16 protein-coding genes and 1 pseudogene are annotated in these 15,184 nt (G+C 73.0%); 6 read left to right on the top strand and 11 right to left on the bottom strand.

Features of this window, described 5'->3' with window-relative positions:
* From ACFY30_RS32665 to ACFY30_RS32650, 4 genes and pseudogenes are all read right to left on the bottom strand, one after another.
* Positions 1 to 115 (bottom strand): annotated as a pseudogene (locus tag ACFY30_RS32665) (sulfate adenylyltransferase small subunit); the annotation flags it as partial.
* Positions 112 to 663 (bottom strand): adenylyl-sulfate kinase, encoded by a 552-nt coding sequence (gene cysC, locus ACFY30_RS32660; protein WP_390848753.1) that lies wholly within the window; start codon positions 661 to 663, stop codon positions 112 to 114. The pseudogene ACFY30_RS32665 and the gene cysC, both read right to left, overlap by 4 nt.
* Positions 664 to 815: 152 nt before the next feature.
* Positions 816 to 1,628: a PaaX family transcriptional regulator C-terminal domain-containing protein gene (locus tag ACFY30_RS32655; protein ID WP_390848752.1), complete on the bottom strand. Its 813-nt coding sequence runs from the start codon at positions 1,626 to 1,628 to the stop codon at positions 816 to 818.
* A gap of 16 nt (positions 1,629 to 1,644) precedes the next feature.
* Positions 1,645 to 3,276 carry an AMP-binding protein gene (locus tag ACFY30_RS32650; protein WP_390848750.1) on the bottom strand — a complete coding sequence of 544 codons (1,632 nt, stop codon included), beginning with the start codon at positions 3,274 to 3,276 and terminating at the stop codon, positions 1,645 to 1,647.
* Between the two features lie 170 nt (positions 3,277 to 3,446).
* On the opposite strand from ACFY30_RS32650, the gene ACFY30_RS32645 reads away from it, so the two are divergent.
* A complete protein-coding gene (locus ACFY30_RS32645) occupies positions 3,447 to 4,577 on the top strand; it encodes an acyl-CoA dehydrogenase family protein (protein ID WP_390848749.1) in 1,131 nt (376 codons plus the stop codon).
* Positions 4,574 to 4,975, top strand: coding sequence for a RidA family protein (locus ACFY30_RS32640; protein WP_390848748.1), 402 nt, complete (start codon positions 4,574 to 4,576; stop codon positions 4,973 to 4,975). The genes ACFY30_RS32645 and ACFY30_RS32640 overlap by 4 nt, the downstream gene beginning before the upstream one ends.
* A 22-nt stretch (positions 4,976 to 4,997) precedes the next feature.
* Here ACFY30_RS32640 and ACFY30_RS32635 read toward each other — a convergent pair whose 3' ends face one another.
* Positions 4,998 to 5,192: a DUF5999 family protein gene (locus tag ACFY30_RS32635; protein ID WP_390848747.1), complete on the bottom strand. Its 195-nt coding sequence runs from the start codon at positions 5,190 to 5,192 to the stop codon at positions 4,998 to 5,000.
* A 232-nt stretch (positions 5,193 to 5,424) separates the two neighbouring features.
* Here ACFY30_RS32635 and ACFY30_RS32630 point away from each other — a divergent pair, with 232 nt between their 5' ends.
* Positions 5,425 to 5,853 (top strand): DUF6299 family protein, encoded by a 429-nt coding sequence (locus ACFY30_RS32630; protein WP_390848746.1) that lies wholly within the window; start codon positions 5,425 to 5,427, stop codon positions 5,851 to 5,853.
* A gap of 119 nt (positions 5,854 to 5,972) precedes the next feature.
* On the opposite strand, the gene ACFY30_RS32625 is transcribed toward ACFY30_RS32630, so the two are convergent.
* The 4 genes from ACFY30_RS32625 to ACFY30_RS32610 all read right to left on the bottom strand — a co-directional run bounded on the left by ACFY30_RS32625 (position 5,973) and on the right by ACFY30_RS32610 (position 10,080).
* Positions 5,973 to 7,004, bottom strand: coding sequence for a LacI family DNA-binding transcriptional regulator (locus ACFY30_RS32625; protein ID WP_390848745.1), 1,032 nt, complete (start codon positions 7,002 to 7,004; stop codon positions 5,973 to 5,975).
* Between the two features lie 75 nt (positions 7,005 to 7,079).
* The gene (locus ACFY30_RS32620; RefSeq protein WP_390848744.1) at positions 7,080 to 7,910 is read right to left on the bottom strand and encodes an ATP-binding cassette domain-containing protein; all 831 of its coding nucleotides are present in this window, start codon (positions 7,908 to 7,910) and stop codon (positions 7,080 to 7,082) included.
* Positions 7,907 to 8,920 carry an ABC transporter permease gene (locus ACFY30_RS32615; RefSeq protein WP_390662474.1) on the bottom strand — a complete coding sequence of 338 codons (1,014 nt, stop codon included), beginning with the start codon at positions 8,918 to 8,920 and terminating at the stop codon, positions 7,907 to 7,909. The genes ACFY30_RS32620 and ACFY30_RS32615 overlap by 4 nt, the downstream gene beginning before the upstream one ends.
* A 143-nt stretch (positions 8,921 to 9,063) precedes the next feature.
* Positions 9,064 to 10,080, bottom strand: coding sequence for a sugar ABC transporter substrate-binding protein (locus tag ACFY30_RS32610; RefSeq protein ID WP_390848743.1), 1,017 nt, complete (start codon positions 10,078 to 10,080; stop codon positions 9,064 to 9,066).
* 250 nt (positions 10,081 to 10,330) lie between these two features.
* On the opposite strand from ACFY30_RS32610, the gene ACFY30_RS32605 reads away from it, so the two are divergent.
* The 3 genes from ACFY30_RS32605 (at position 10,331) to helR (ending at position 14,233) form a co-directional block, all read left to right on the top strand.
* Positions 10,331 to 11,293, top strand: a complete 963-nt coding sequence (locus ACFY30_RS32605) for a carbohydrate kinase (protein ID WP_390848742.1) — start codon at positions 10,331 to 10,333, stop codon at positions 11,291 to 11,293.
* Positions 11,294 to 11,510: 217 nt separating this feature from the next.
* On the top strand, positions 11,511 to 11,804 hold the full coding sequence (locus ACFY30_RS32600) for a putative quinol monooxygenase (protein WP_390848741.1): 294 nt from the start codon (positions 11,511 to 11,513) through the stop codon (positions 11,802 to 11,804).
* Positions 11,805 to 12,064: 260 nt separating this feature from the next.
* Positions 12,065 to 14,233 carry an RNA polymerase recycling motor ATPase HelR gene (helR, locus tag ACFY30_RS32595; RefSeq protein ID WP_390848740.1) on the top strand — a complete coding sequence of 723 codons (2,169 nt, stop codon included), beginning with the start codon at positions 12,065 to 12,067 and terminating at the stop codon, positions 14,231 to 14,233.
* A 146-nt stretch (positions 14,234 to 14,379) separates the two neighbouring features.
* Here the strand turns inward: helR and ACFY30_RS32590 are convergent, their stop codons facing one another.
* Positions 14,380 to 14,757 (bottom strand): hypothetical protein, encoded by a 378-nt coding sequence (locus ACFY30_RS32590; protein ID WP_390848739.1) that lies wholly within the window; start codon positions 14,755 to 14,757, stop codon positions 14,380 to 14,382.
* Positions 14,758 to 14,828: 71 nt separating this feature from the next.
* Entirely contained in the window at positions 14,829 to 15,161 is a 333-nt protein-coding gene (locus tag ACFY30_RS32585) for a cupin domain-containing protein (RefSeq protein ID WP_390848738.1), read from the bottom strand.
* Between the last annotated feature and the right edge of the window lie 23 nt (positions 15,162 to 15,184).

The raw sequence follows: 15,184 nt of genomic DNA, 5'->3' as shown, positions 1-15,184 counted from the left end.
CCTTGCCGCCGGAGAACAGGATCACCGGGTTCTCGAACTCGCCCGCCACCTCGCGGAAGATGTGCACCGCCTCGGACTCCAGCGCGTCCAGATGGGAGAGGCCGAAGCCGGTCATACGAGCCCCCGTGCCGCCAGCACCGTGTACACCGCGTCCGCCGACTCCTTCGGCGTCTGCTCCTGCGTCGCCAGCACGAGCGCGGGGTCCACCGGCGCCTCGTACGGGTCGTCGACGCCGGTCAGCCCGGTCAGCTCGCCCGCCGCCTGCCGGGCGTACAGCCCCTTCACGTCCCGCTCGCTGCACACGTCGACCGGAGTGGCGACATGCACCTCGATGTACGGCGTCCCGCTCTTCTCGTGCCGCCTGCGGACCGCCTCGCGGCTGTCGGCGTAGGGCGCGATGACGGGAACGACCGACAGCACGCCGTTGCGCGCCAGGACCTCGGAGACGAGCCCGATCCGCTGCACGTTGGTGTTGCGGTCCTCGCGGCTGAAGCCGAGGCCGGCGGAGAGGAAACGGCGGATCTCGTCGCCGTCCAGGACCTCCACGCGGTGTCCCTCGGCCTTGAGCCGGTCCCTGAGGAGGCGGGCGATCGTCGTCTTGCCCGCACTGGGCAGCCCGGTGAGCCAGACCGTGGCTCCCTGGGCCCTTGGCGTGCTGGTCATGCGCAACAGTCCTCTTTCCTACCGGCGTGCGACGCGTGGAACGGTAGGTAAGGAGTCTGAGAGGAGTTGTTAAGGAACCTGAGGTTTGGCTGAGTGACTCCTGGTGCGCAAGGGATCACAGGGTCCCGTCATGAACCGTTCACGGACCGGGCTCACACCCCGGCGAACTCCGCGCCCGCGTCCCGCAGCCGCTCGTGCAGTCCGTGGAAGACGGCCGCCGAGCGCGACCCCGGCCAGTTCGCGGGGAGCAGCCGGGCGGGCAGGCCCGGGTCGGCGTAGGGCAGATGACGCCAGGAGTCCAGGGCGAGCAGGTAGTCGCGGTAGGCCTCCTGCGGAGGGGTGTCCGGCCGCTGCTGCCAGGACCGCAGCACCTGCGCGTGGCGGTCGAGGAACGCCTCGTGCTCCTTGGCGATGGCCGCCAGGTCCCACCAGCGGGCCACCGCCTCGACGGTCGGCGCGAAGCCGAGGTGCTCGCCGCGGAAGAAGTCGACGTACCCGTCGAGCCTGAGCCGCTCGAGGGTGTGCCGGGTCTCCTCGTACAGCCGCGCCGGGGCGATCCACACCCCCGGGGCCGCGGTGCCGAAACCCAGGCCCGCCAGCCGTGAGCGCAGGACGTGCCGCTTCTGCCGCTCCGACTCCGGCACGGAGAACACCGCCAGCACCCAGCTCTCGTCCCCGGCGGGTGCCGCGGCGTAGATGCGCCGGTCCCCGTCGTCGAGCAACTGCCGCGCCTCCTCGGAGAGTTCGTACCCGGCCGCGCCCTGTGCCGTACGGGCCGGCAGCAGCAGTCCCCGCCGCTTGAGCCGGGACACCGAGGAGCGTACGGAGGGGGCGTCGACGCCGACCGCGGCGAGCAGCCGGATCAGCTCGGCGACGGGCACCGGGCCCGGCACGAAGCGGCCGTAGGCGCCGTAGAGCGTGACGATGAGAGACCGAGGTGCGGGCTGGTCGGACACGTTGATCATCTTAGGTCCGTCGGTATCACTGCTGGTCATTATCGGTGTCACCACCGGTGTGACCTTCGTCGTGCCCCGCGGTGCGCAGCCTGAACCGCTGGAGTTTGCCGGTCGCGGTGCGCGGCAGCGCCTCCAGGAGCACGATCTCACGCGGACACTTGTACGGCGCCAGCTCCGCCTTGAGGAAGGCCCGCAGGGCGTCGACGTCCCGCGGTGCGCCCCCGCGCAGCACGGCGAACGCCACGACCACCTGCCCCCGGTCCTCGTCGGGCCGTCCCACGACGGCCGCCTCGACCACGTCCGGGTGGCGCAGCAGCGCCTCCTCGACCTCGGGCCCCGCGATGTTGTAACCGGCGGAGATGATCATGTCGTCGGCGCGGGCCACGTACCGGAAGTAGCCGTCGGGCTCGCGGACATAGGTGTCGCCGGTGACGTTCCACCCCTCGCGCACGTACTCCCGCTGGCGCGGGTCGGCGAGGTAGCGGCAGCCGACCGGGCCGCGCACGGCGAGCAGTCCGGGCTCGCCGTCGGGCACGGGCGCGCCGTCCCCGTCCTGCACGCGCGCGTGCCAGCCGGGGACCGGGACGCCGGTGGTGCCGGGACGGATGTGCTCGTCGGCGGCGGAGATGAAGATGTGCAGCAGCTCGGTGGCGCCGATGCCGTTGATGAGCCGCAGCCCGGTCCGCTCGTGCCAGGCCCGCCAGGTCGCCGCGGGCAGGTTCTCGCCGGCGGAGACACAGCGGCGCAGCGAGGTCACGTCGTGCGCGCGGAGGTCGTCGAGCATCGCGCGGTAGGCGGTGGGCGCCGTGAACAGCACGCTCACCCGGTGCTCGGCGATCGCGGGCAACAGCTGCCGGGGGCCCGCCTGTTCGAGCAGCAGCGCGCTGGCCCCCGCCCGCAGCGGGAAGACGACCAGACCGCCCAGGCCGAAGGTGAAGCCGAGCGGGGGACTGCCGGCGAAGACGTCGTCCGCAAGCGGCTTGAGGACGTGCCGGGAGAAGGTGTCGGCGATCGCCAGCACGTCCCGGTGGAAGTGCAGACACCCCTTCGGCCGGCCGGTGGTGCCGGAGGTGAACGCGATCAGCGCCACGTCGTCGGCGGCGGTGTCCACGGCGGTGTACGGCGTGCTCGGCGCCGGCCGGTGCAGCAGGTCCTCGGGGGAGTCGCCGCCGTACGTGGTGATCCGCAGCCCCGGTATCTCCGCCTTGGCGAGGTCGTCGACCGCCCGCACGTCGCACAGGGCGTGCTCCACCCGGGCGATCTCGCCCATCGTGCGCAGCTCGTGCGGCCGCTGCCGGTCCAGCACGGTGACCGCGATCGCGCCCGCCTTCAGCACCGCCAGCCAGCAGGCCGCGAGCCAGGGCGTGGTCGGGCCGCGCAGCAGGACCCGGTTGCCGGGCACGACACCGAGGTCGCCGGTGAGCAGATGTGCGATCCGGTCGACCCGGGCGCGCAACTCCCCGTACGTCCAGGCCGGTCCCGACGGGAGGTGGAACACCGGCCGGTCGGGGGAGTGGCCGTGGCCGAGCAGTTCGGCGGCGCAGTTCAGCCGGTCGGGGTAGCGCAGTTCCGGCAGGTCGAAGCGGAGGTCGGGCCACTGGCCGGGCGGCGGGAGGTGGTCGCGCGCGAAGGTGTCGACGTGGGCCGAGACGTTCATGGGCGTTCGCCCCCTTGCCTGGACGGGCTGCGCGGGTGGGCGTCGAGGTGGCCTCGCGGATCGAGCGTATCGTGTTGGTGACGACAGTCAACGGTACGCGATACCGTCGGCAGGAGACCGCCGGGCAGGGCGTGGACGGGCCCGGACAGGGGCGGCAGAGGGGACAGGCGATGCCCGCATTCTCGCTCGAACCGGCACAGACCGCCTGGTGCGCCGAGTTGCGCACCCTGGCGGCCGACCGGCTGCGCCCGCTCGCCGAGAAGGGCGAACCGGGCCGCGTCAACCGGACCCTCCTCGCCGAACTCGGCCGACTGGGCCTGCTCTCCCGCCTGTTCACCTCGGGCGCCCTCGACCTGTGCCTGATGCGCGAATCCCTCGCGCAGGGCTGCACGGAGGCGGAGACCGCCCTGGCCCTCCAGGGGCTCGGCGCGCATCCGGTCCACGCCCACGGCAGCCCCGCCCAGCGCGAGCGCTGGCTGCCGCGCGTCGCCGACGGCGGTGCGGTCGCCGCGTTCGCGCTGTCCGAACCGGGGGCGGGGTCGGACGCGGCGGCGCTGTCCCTCGCCGCCGAGCCCGACGGCCCGGACGCCTGGCGCCTGACCGGCGAGAAGCGCTGGATCTCCAACGCCCCCGAGGCCGACTTCTACACCGTCTTCGCCCGTACGACGCGGGGCGCCGGAGCCCGCGGCGTCACCGCCTTCCTCGTCCCCGCCGACCGCCCCGGTCTCACCGGGACCCCCCTCGACATGCTCTCCCCGCACCCCGTCGGCGCCCTCGGCTTCGACGCCGTCCCCGTCACCGCGGCCGACGTCCTCGGTGAACCCGACCGGGGCTTCCGCGTCGCCATGACCACCCTCGACCTCTTCCGCCCGAGCGTCGGCGCCTTCGCGGTCGGCATGGCCCAGGCGGCCCTCGACGCGACCCTCGTCTGGACCTCCCGGCGGGACGCCTTCGGCGGCAAGCTGAGGGACCTGCAGACCGTCGCCCACACCGTCGCCGAGATGGCCCTGCGCACCGAGGCCGCCCGGCTGATGGTCCACGCGGCGGCCACGGCGTACGACGCCGGCGCCCCCGACGTCCCGCGGCGCGCCGCCATGGCCAAGCTGCTGGCCACCGAGACCGCGCAGTACGTCGTGGACGCGGCCGTCCAGCTCCACGGCGCCCGTGCCCTGCACCGCGGCCACCTGCTCGAACACCTCTACCGCGAGGTCCGCGCCCCGCGCATCTACGAAGGGGCCAGCGAGGTCCAGCGCGGCATCATCGCCCGCGAGCTGTACGCCGGTCTGGAGGCCGCCCGATGACCGCCGAACGCGTCAACCCGCCGGCGCTGTCCCCGCCCGCCGGCTTCTCCCACGCCGTCGTCGCCAGCGGCTCCCGGCTGGTGTTCCTGGCGGGCCAGACCGCGCTCGACACCGACGGGAAGGTCGTGGGGGAGTCGCTGCCCGAGCAGTTCGCCCGGGCGCTCACCAACCTGCTGACCGCACTGCGGGCGGCCGGCGGCACGCCGGGGGACCTGGCGCGGGTCACGGTCTACGTCACGGACGTCGCCGCGTACCGGTCCCACGCCGCCGAACTCGGCCGGATCTGGCGGGAGTCTGCGGGCCGGGACTATCCGGCGATGGCGGTGGTCGGCGTCGTACGGCTGTGGGACGCGCAGGCTCTGGTCGAGGTGGACGGGTTCGCGGTACTGGACCCGTGATCCGCGCCCCGGGGAGCGGGGGTCACGCCGCGACGGCGAGCCGGCCGGCGGTCACCCGGTGCGGGGCCACGACCCGGCCGTCGGGCAGGAGCTCCCCGGAGTCGTCGAAGACGATCGTGCCGTCGCACAGCAGGCTCCAGCCCTGCTCGGGGTGGGCGGCGACGACGTGCATGGCGTGGGCGTCGGCCGAAGCGCCGGCGACGGAGTGGGAACACATGGCGCACCTCCACGTCGGTGGGGGCCGGCCGTACGGCCGGCCTCGCATGGCACGACCATGCGCCCGCCTCCGGGACAGCGCCAGGGTCTTCCGGCAAGCGTGACAGCACCAGGACAACTCCAGGACCGTTCGCCGACGACCGGTGCGGACTCGCCACCGAAGGGGTGACGGTCACGGCCCCGGGCCCGTCCGCCCGGTACCAGTGGAAGCCCCCCACCACTGGAGGTCTTCCATGTTGCTTCGCCCCGCTCTGACCGCGGCGGCCGGCGCCGCCCTCTTCCTGCTCGTCGTGCCGGGACAGGCCGCCGGCGCCGACCTGTCCGAGAGCCTCACCGTCGACGCGGTCGCCCGGATCGCCGCCGACGGCACCGTCACGCTGACCGGCACCTACCGCTGCCTCGGCAGCGCGGGCCCGGTCTACCTCAGCACCGCCGTCCACCAGGATTCCGGGACCGTGCGCTACGGCATCGGCGGCAGCCGCGCGGTGTGCGACGGCGCCGAGCACACCTGGCAGAACGCCGGCAAGGCCAGCGTGGACGCGCTGAAGGCCGGGCCCGCCCACGTCGAGGCCACGCTCATGGAACTCGAGACCCGCGGCGGCCTGCCCCTGCCCCGCTTCCACGTGGTGCAGCGACAGGACGTCACGCTGACCGCGGTCTGACCCCGTGCCGCACACCTCGGCGAGCGGGACGGCGGGCCGGCCGCGCCGACGGCGTGGACCGGGGGCCACGGCCCGCTCGGTCCGTCCGGCCTTCTCGCCGAGGGGGTTCCGCTCCCCGCTCACGCCTCCCGCGGCACCGGAGCCGGCTGTTCCCCCGACCCCCGGACGATCAGCCGGGTCGGGACGGTGATGGTGCGGGCCCGGCCGCGGTCGCCGTCCAGGCGGGCCAGGGCGCAGGTCGCGGCCGCTCTGCCGATCTCCTCGGGGTCCTGGGCGACGACGGTCAGGGCCGGCTCCAGCGCCTCGGCGAGCGAGACGTCGTCGAAGGCGACGACCGCGACGTCCTTGCGGCGGCTGCGGGCCAGTTCGGCGACTATGCCCAGCGCCATGATGTTGTTGCCGGCGAACAGGGCGGTGGGGGGATCGGCCAGGCCGAGGAGCTGGGCGGTCGCGGCCTCGGCGCCCCGCTGGTCGTGCGCGTTGGTGACGAGCGAGCGGTCGTGGGGGATGCCGGCCTCCTGCAGCGCCGAACGGTATCCGGCCAGACGCTCTCGGCGGGTGTAGAGCTTGGTGGGAAGGTCACCGATGAAGCCGACGCGCCGGTGGCCGTGGGCGATGAGATGGGCGACGCCGTCGTGCGAGCCCGAACGGTTGGAGCTCACCACGCTGTCCGTGGCCAGGCCCACTCCGGGACGGTCGAGGAAGACGACGGGCAGGCCCGCGGCACGCGCGGGCTTGAGGGGGGAGTGGTCGGCGCCGACGGACGGCACGACCATCAGGATGCTGACGCGGCGGGCGAGGAACTTGTCCGTCAGGGCGCGTTCCCGGTCGGGGTCGTCGGCGGAGGAGCCCATGAGCAGGGTCAGTCCGCGGTCGCGGACGGTGTCCTCGATGCTGCTGGCGACGGCTCCGAAGAAGGGGTTGCCGAGGTCGGGGATGACCAGTCCGACGGTGGTGTCCGGTCCGCCGACGCGGATGTTGCGGGCCATGAGGTTCGGCTGGAAGCCGAGTTTGGCCACGGCGGCGAGAACCTGTTCCCTGGTCTGCGCGGAGGCGGGCCCGTCCTCGTTGAGGACGCGGGAGACGGTCTTGGCGCTGACGCCGACTTCTCGGGCGACGTCGGCCAGGGTGGGGCGGCGGTTCGCTGCCATGGAGGTAGGTGTCTCCTGTGCTCGTCGGTTCCGGCCGCGGCCTCGGCCGGAACCTGTGAGTGGTGATTCGTGTCGTCAGCCGGCCTGGACTCCGGCGGCCTTGGCGGCCTCGGAATCCGCGACGACAGTATCTCCGGCCTCGTCGACGGTGAGTGCGCCGGTCATGATGGCGACGACCTCGGCCATGGAGTAGTCGGAGGGCTTGATCACGGCGGCGCGGCGACCGAGGCGGTGGACGTGGATCCGGTCGGCGATCTCGAAGACGTGCGGCATGTTGTGGCTGATCAGGACGACCGGCATGCCCTTGTCCCGCACCCGCCGGATGAGGTCCAGAACCTGGCCGGACTCCTTGACTCCGAGGGCGGCGGTGGGTTCGTCCATGACGACGACGCTGCGGGCCCAGGCGACGGACCGGGCGACCGCGACGGCCTGCCGCTGTCCGCCGGAGAGCGTCTCGACGGCCTGGGTGAGGGAGCGCAGGCCGATCTTCAGGTCGGCCATGTGCTCGGCGGCCTCCTGGCGCATGCGCTTCTTGTCCAGCATCCGCAAGACGCTGCCGAGGACGCCGGGGCGGCGCAGTTCGCGGCCGAGGAACATGTTGGAGGCGATGTCCATGGACGCGGCGACGGCGAGGTCCTGATACACCGTCTCGATGCCGTGGGCGCGGGCGCTCTGGGGGCCGGAGAAGGTGATGGGCTCGCCGTTGAGGCGGATCTCGCCGGCGTCGGGGGTGAGCGCTCCGGTGAGGGCCTTGATGAGGCTGGTCTTCCCGGCGCCGTTGTCGCCGATGACGGCGAGGACCTCGCCGGGCAGCAGGTCGAAGTCGGCGCCGTCGATGGCGGTGACATGGCCGTACCGCTTGACCAGGCCACGGGCCTGCAGCACGGGCGTGGGGGTGGTGGTCATCGGGCCTTCTTCCGGGAGATCTGGTCGACGGTCACCGCGAGGATCACCAGGACGCCGGTGATCAGGGTCTGGTAGATGGAGGCGACGCCCATCAGCTGCAGGCCGTTGCGGAAGACACCGACGATGAGGACGCCGATGAAGGTGCCCAGCACCGAGCCGCGTCCGCCGAACAGGCTGGTGCCGCCGAGGACGACGGCGGTGATGCTGTCGAGGTTGTCGGTCTGGCCGGCCTGCGGGTCGCCGACCCCGGTGCGGGAGATGAGCAGCAGGGCGGCGATGCCGTAGAGCAGACCGGCCACGGTGTAGATGCCGATGGTCAGGCGGGAGGTGCGGATGCCGTTGAGGCGGGCCGCCTCCTGGCTGTTGCCCAGCGCGTAGACGTGCCGGCCCCAGCCGGTGCTGCTCAGGGCGTAGGCGAGGAGGAGGAAGAGGGCGATGGTGACCAGGGAGCCGTAGGTGATGTCGGTGTGCCCGAGGGGGAAGGTCCCGCCGAGGGCGGTCAGCGGGCCGGGCAGGCTGGTGACCGTCTGTTCCTCGGAGTAGATGTGGGTCAGCGCGAACGCCACGTTGAGCATGCCGAGGGTGACGATGAACGGCGGCAGCGGGATCTTCTGCACCAGCAGCCCGTTGAGCAGTCCGAAGCCTCCGCACACGGCGATGCCCACGGCGATGGCGGCGAGCGGGGGCAGGGAACCCTCGGCGGCCATCTTGGCGATCATGATGCTGCCGAAGGCCATCACGGCGCCGCACGACAGGTCGATGCCGGCGGTCAGGATGATCAGGGTCTGCCCGATGGCGAGGGTGCCGACGACCATGACCTGCTGCACGATCAGCGAGAAGTTGCCGCCGGTGAGGAACTGGTCGGTGGAGAGGGAGAAGAAGGCGCAGGCGAGAAGGAGAGCGACCAGCGGGCCGGTGGTCGGCGCCGTGAGCAGTCGGCGGGCCGTGGTCGGCGCTTTGAGCTCGGCATAGGGCGAGGACGCGCTCGGGGGCGTGGTCGTGGCTGTCATGCGAAGTCCTTGTCGGAAGACAGATGTCCTTGTCCGTCCTTGCCGGAGGCCAAGGGGACGAGGGGGCGGCCGTCCCCGGTCGGGGAGGAGGGGCCGGCCGCCCCGCTGGGGGGAAGGAGGCGGGGTGCGGGCCTCGGGGCGGCTCAGCCCCAGCAGTTCTCCAGGCCGTAGGCGGTGTCCTTGGACGTGACCCCGTCCTGCGCCTTGTCGGTGATCAGGGTGACGCCGGTGTCGGTGTAACCGGACGCCTTCTTGCCGTCCTTGGCGTACGTCACGACGGCCTTGACGCCCTCGGCGGCCATCTTCAGCGGGTACTGCTGCGACGTCGCGGCGATCTTGCCGTCCTTGACCGCCTGGGTGCCGGTGCAGCCGCCGTCGACGGAGACGATCAGCACGTCCTTCTCCCGGCCCTTGGCCTTCAGCGCCGTGTAAGCGCCGAGCGCGGCGGGCTCGTTGATGGTGTAGACGACGTTGATGCCGGGTTCCTTCTGGAGGCAGTTCTCCATCGCGGTCTGGCCCTTGGCCTGGTCGCCGCCGGTGTCCTGGGCGCACACCACGTCCTTGTCGGTGGCGCCGAAGCCCTTGAGGAAGCCGTCGTGCCGCTGGACGCCGACGGAGACGCCCGGCGCCAGGTCGAGGGCGGCTATCTTCGCCGTCTTGCCGCTCATCGCGGCCTTGGCGTACTCGCCGATCAGCTGGCCGGCCTTGAGGTTGTCGGTGGCGAAGAGGGCGTCGACCGCGCTCTCCGGCTCGGTCGGGGTGTCCAGGGCGATGACCAGGACGCCCTTGGCCTTGGCCTTCTCGATCGCGGGCACGATGGCCTTGGAGTCGCTGGGGGTGATCAGGATGCCCTTCACCCCGGAGGCGACCATGTTCTCCATGGCCGTCACCTGACCGGCGTTGTCGCCGTCGAACTTGCCCGCCGCGGTGACCAGTTGGGCGCCGTTCTCCTTCGCGGCCTTCTCCGCGCCCTCCTTCATCTTCACGAAGAACGGGTTGGTGTCGGTCTTGGTGATCAGACCGACCTTGACCTCACCCGAGCCGGAGCTCGAGGAACTGGATCCGGAGCCGGACCCGCAGGCCGTCAGGGTGAGGGCCGCGACGCCCGTGACCGCGGCGGCTCTGAGGAGGGAGGAGGACAGACGAGTGGTGCGAGGCATGATCGACTCCTGTGGGTAGCGGGGGCGGCGCGGGTCGGGGTGCAGAGCGGGCCGCCCCGGGGTGTCATCGTTGACTTATGTCATCGTTGACACCGCCTGGCGAGGATGATGGACTCCGTCTCCCGGCAACGTCAATGCCTTCCGCTCGTCACAAATCGGCAACGTCCGAGGCCGCCGCCCACCGCGGCCGTCCGACAGCCGCACCCGACGTGCCCGGTGCGCCCGTACGTCCGTCAGAGAAGAGCAGCCCATGAGCCCCCGCCAGATCACCGTCCTGGGGGAGTGCGTCGCGGACGCGTTCGCCGCGCCCGCGAGCACCTCGAACGAACTCGCCCTGCGTGTCCTGCCGGGCGGCGGACCCGCGAACACGGCCGTGTCACTGGCCCGGCTCGGCACGCCGGCGCGCTTCCTCGCCCGCCTGTCCGGCGACGTGTTCGGCCGGCTGTTCCGGGCCCACCTGGAGGCGTCCGGGGTGGACCTGTCGCACGCCGTCCGGGCCGCGGAACCCAGCACGCTCGCGGTGGCGGAACTGGACGCCCGGGGGCAGGCCGTCTTCTCCTTCCACGCGCAGAACACGGCCGACTGGCAGTGGACGGCCGGGGAACTGGACCGGGTGGACCTGTCCGGGACCGCCTGTCTGCACACGGGATCCCTGGCCCTGGTCCGGGAACCCGGCGCGGCGGCGGTGGAGGACTTCCTGGCCTCGGCCGCCCCCCACGCGACCATCAGCATCGACCCCAACGTCCGGCCGCTGCTGGTGCACCCCGATGTCTACCGCGCCCGGCTGGCGCACTGGTGCGCCCTCGCCGACGTGCTGCGGCTGAGCGAGGACGACCTGGAGCTCCTGCTGCCCGGCACCCCGCCCGAGGAGGCGTGCGACCTCTGGCACGCGGCCGGGGCGCGGCTCGTCGTGATCACGCGCGGTGCCGACGGCGCCCTGGCCTCGCTCGACGGCGACCGGGTCCAGGTCCCCGCCGTCGCGACGACCGTGGCCGACACGGTGGGGGCGGGGGACTCCTTCACCGCCGGACTGCTGCACCACCTCGGCGCCCGCGGCCTGCTCGGCGGCCGGCTGACCGGGCTCCGGCTCGACGACGTCGCGCAGGCGTGCCGGTTCGCCGCCCGGGTCGCGGCCCTGACCTGCTCCGTCGCCGGTCCCAACCCGCCGTGGCGGAGCCAGTTGGACCGGTCGGTCACGGCGGACCTCGGATGACGGCCGGGCAGGACGTCGCGGCCGCACCGTTGACGCGTCGGCGGGACCGCCCCCATCATCGGGCCACTCGATGTCAACGATGACATCGGTCGGCGACCCCCTCGCCGGTGCCGTGCAACCCGTGTCCGGCACCCGGCTCCCACCGTGTCCGGCCTGCACCGACCCCCGCCCGACCCGACCGGCCCCGACCGGCAACGCCCCCGGAGGACAGCACACCGTGAACAAGACCCTGCTCGCCGAGTTCACCGCCCGCGATGGCGCGGAGGACGACGTCGCCCGCCTGATCGTGGAGTACGCGAAGAAGGTGCGCGAGGAAGAGGGCAACCTCGCCTTCGACGTCTACACCAAGGCATCTCACCCGCGTGCCTTCTGGATCTTCGAGGTGTACCGGGACGAGGACGCCTTCCAGGCGCATCTGAAGGCCCCGTACGGCGGTCCCTTCAATGCCGCGCTGGTCCCGCTGATCGAGGAGGACGCGTCGGTGCTGACCTTCCTCGACCCGGTCACCTGAGGCCCTCGCCCGAGGAGGGCGGCCGGGCGGGACCCGCCGCGGCGTCAGCCGGGGGGAGAAGAGGGTGGGCGCGAGAGAAAGTGCACACCTCCCGCCACTTTCAACCTATAGCGCACCGGGGGGCTTGCGGCAAGGCCCCGGTCGTGCCGCAGAATCGCTGGCTCAGACCGGAACTCGGGAATCGGGGTCGTGCGGAGTGTGTGTGTTCCTGTCAGCTCATGGGTCATGCGAGGACGTCCGGTCGGATCGGGGCCGATGACATGAACCCTCTGACCACCCGTGCCTTCGACCTTCCCGACCGGCTCTCCGCCAAGGCCGAGCCGGCGCTGATCGCCCGCGACGAGGAGCACTTCGCGGCCCTCGCGCAGTGCCTGGAGCAGACCGTCGCCGAACTGTCCGACCGCCTCGACGCCGAACGCAGGGCGCCCGGCGGCCTCGGCCGCGAGGCGATGGAGCGGGACCTGGAGATCCACCGGCTCACCGGCCGGCTGCGTGCCCTGCGCCGCTTCGGCCTGGACCTGTGCCTCGGCCACATGGTCGGCGCGGACGACCCCGAGCCCGTGTACATCGGACGGCTCGGCCTCACCGACAGCACGGGGCGCCGGCTGCTGCTCGACTGGCGCACCCCCGCGGCCGAGCCGTTCTTCGCGGCGACCCACGCCGACCCGATGGGGCTGGCGAGCCGCCGCAGATATCGCTGGACCCGCGGCCGGATCAGCGACTACTGGGACGAGGTGTTCACCGCCGACGGGCGCGAGGGACACGCCGCCCTCGACGACCAGTCCGCCTTCATCGCCAGCCTGGGCGCCGACCGGTCGGACCGGATGCGCGACGTGCTCGCCACCATCCAGGCCGACCAGGACGCCGTCATCCGGGCGGGATCCCGCGGCACGCTCGTCGTCGACGGCGGCCCCGGCACGGGCAAGACCGTCGTCGCCCTGCACCGCTCCGCCTTTCTGCTCCACTCCGACCCCCGTCTCGGTCACCGCCGGGGCGGTGTGCTCTTCGTCGGTCCGCACCGGCCCTACCTGGCCTACGTCGCCGACGTCCTCCCCAGCCTCGGCGAGGAGGGCGTGCAGACCTGCGTCCTGCGGGACCTCGTCGCCGAGGGAGCCGCGGCGTCGGCCGAGACCGACCCCGAGGCGGCCCGCCTGAAGTCGTCGGCGGACATGGTGAAGGCGATCGAGAAGGCCGTCAGGTTCTACGAGGAGCCGCCCACCGGGGGGATGACGGTCACGACCCCGTGGGCCGACGTCCGGCTGACCGCCGACGACTGGGCCGAGGCGTTCGGAGCGGCTGAAGCGGGTGTCCCGCACAATGAGGCGCGCGACCTGATCTGGGAGGAACTGGTCACGATCCTGAGGGACAGGCACGACGCCGCCGTCCCGGCCGAGCAGTTGCGCAGGGTGCTGCTGCACGACAGGGAACTGGTCGAGACCCTCGACCGCGCCTGGCCGCTGCTCGAAGCGGCCGATCTCGTCTCGGACCTGTGGTCGGTCCCCGCCTATCTGCGGCTGTGCGCCCCCTGGCTCGACCGCGACGAGGTGCGCAGGCTGCAGCGCGCGGAGCCCCAGGCCTGGACGGTGTCCGACCTGCCGCTCCTGGACGCGGCCCGCCAGCGGCTCGGCGACCCCGAGGCCGCCCGGCGCAGCCGCCGGCACGCGGCCCTCGCCTCCGCCCAGCGCGAGCGCATGGCGCACGTCGTCGACAACCTGATCGAGGCCGTGGCCCGCTCCGGCGCCGACGGTGACGACGGCGAAGGCCTGGTGGCGATGCTGCGCGGCGAGGACGCCCAGGTCAGCCTGTTCGACGAGTCCGAACTGCCCCCCGCCGACCCGGACCTGCTCGCCGGCCCGTTCGCGCACATCGTCGTGGACGAGGCTCAGGAACTGACCGACGCCGAGTGGCAGATGCTGCTGCTGCGCTGCCCCTCGCGGAGCTTCACCGTCGTCGGGGACCGGGCCCAGGCCCGGCACGGGTTCACGGAGTCGTGGCACGAACGGCTCGCGCGGGTCGGGCTCGACCGGATCGACGTGGCCTCCCTGAGCGTCAACTACCGGACGCCGCAGGAGATCATGACGGAGGCCGAGCCGGTCATCCGCGCCGCCCTCCCGGACGCCAACGTCCCGACGTCCATCCGCAGCAACGGCGTGCCCGTCCGCCACGGATCCCTCGCGGAGCTGGACGCGATCCTCGGCACCTGGCTCGCCGCCCATGCCGAGGGCACCGCCTGCGTCATCGGCGCCCCCGCGTTCCGCGCGACGCCCCGCGTCCGCTCCCTGACCCCGGAGCTGTCCAAGGGCCTCGAGTTCGACCTGGTCGTCCTCGTCGACCCGGAGAACTTCGGCGAGGGCATCGAGGGAGCCGTCGACCACTACGTGGCCATGACCCGCGCGACCCGCGAACTGGTCGTCCTCACGAGCTCCTGAGCCCACCCGGGGCGCGGTGGCGGTGCGGACCTCGAGCCGCGGGGGCGGCGCTCCGCGGGACGCCCCGCCGCGTCCCGGGGGACCCGCCGGCAGCCCGCGGGCCCGGCCGGTGAAGGTCACCGGCCGGGCCCGCGGGCTGCTGCGGCTCACGCCGAACGGGCGCCGCCCCGCCACGGCGGTGCCGCCGTCCGGTGGCCGGTGTCCCAGGCGTGGACGGCCTTGTCGGTCTGGCGGCGCAGCCGGTCCTGGAGCTGGTCGACGAGTTCGTGGCCGGTGGCCGCCTCGGCGAGGACGACCATCTGCCGGCCGCCGACGCGCAGGTCGGCGGTGGCCGACCAGGGGCGGTCGGCATGGTGCGCGGTCGCGCGCACGAGGCGCACCTCGCCGGCCACGGCGGGCAGTCCCGGCCGGGCGACGACGGCGTCGACCTTCGCGCGGGCGTAGGCCAGGATCTCGTCGTCCACGGGACCGTCGGAGCGCAGCAGCACGGTGGTGACGGTGGTCCGGGTGTCGTTGCTGGTCATGTCGGATTCCTCTGGAGGGGACGGGTGGGCCGCGGCGGATCCCGGCGTGGCACGAACGCCGGTCCGCCCGGTCAGCCCGATGGGGCGACGGTGAGCAGGACTGCCGCGTCCTCGATCGCGTGCAGTCCGTGGCGGGCCTCGGGGATGGTGATCAGGTCTCCGGTCCGGCCCTCCCAGGACGCGTCGCCGCTGGTGAGCCGCACGTGTCCGCGCAGCACCAGCAGCGTGGCGTCGCCGGGGCTCTCGTGCTCGGCGAGGGAGGTGCCGGCGGTCAGGGCGAGGACGGTCTGGCGCAGCGCGTGTCCGTGACCGCCGTGGACGGTCGCGGCGCTGCGTCCGGAGGAGGCCGCCGAGGCGCGGTCCAGGTGCTCGCGGGCCAGTGCGTCGAGGGAGAGCTTGGGCATGGCTTCCGGTCTCTCAGGAGGCG

This window comes from Streptomyces sp. NPDC000345, from assembly GCF_042898825.1.
Taxonomy (GTDB): Bacteria; Actinomycetota; Actinomycetes; order Streptomycetales; family Streptomycetaceae; genus Streptomyces.
Note: the sequence above shows the minus strand (reverse complement) of the source record. Positions and strands in the feature narration are given on the sequence as shown.